1 protein-coding gene is annotated in these 392 nt (G+C 70.4%); it reads right to left on the bottom strand.

The features are described 5' to 3' along the window. A partial coding sequence (locus tag HNV26_RS38055; protein WP_366817116.1) for an aldo/keto reductase occupies positions 1 to 310 on the bottom strand: 310 nt, incomplete at its 3' end. Between the last annotated feature and the right edge of the window lie 82 nt (positions 311 to 392).

Here is a 392-nt window from a genome sequence, read left to right as displayed (position 1 = left end):
TGTCACGATAGCCGCCCTGGGCGAGGGCCGCGCCCATGCGCAGCTCGGAGCGGCCGTCGTTGTAGTCCCAGCAATTGTCCATGAAGGTGATGCCGCGATCGACGCCCTCGTGGATCAGCCGGGTCGCCTCGTCGTCGGTCACCGCGCTCTTGCCGAGGTGGAACCCGCCCATCCCGATCGCCGAGATCTTTTCCGACGTCCGACCGAAGGTGCGATAGAGCATCTCGCCCCGGAGTTCGCCCGGATCGGTGATCAGCGGCAGGTCGGCCGGGTCCTGCGGCCGGGCGTTCGGAAGCGGCGGGACGCTCACGGCCGCACCTGCGCTGCCGGCGCCCGCGAGACTGGTGCCCGTAAGCCCCGCGCCGAGCACGGCGCCTTGAAGGAAGCTGCGG

The sequence above is a fragment of the Myxococcus xanthus genome (assembly GCF_013116825.1).
GTDB classification, from domain to species: domain Bacteria; phylum Myxococcota; class Myxococcia; order Myxococcales; family Myxococcaceae; genus Myxococcus; species Myxococcus xanthus_B.
Note: the sequence above shows the minus strand (reverse complement) of the source record. Positions and strands in the feature narration are given on the sequence as shown.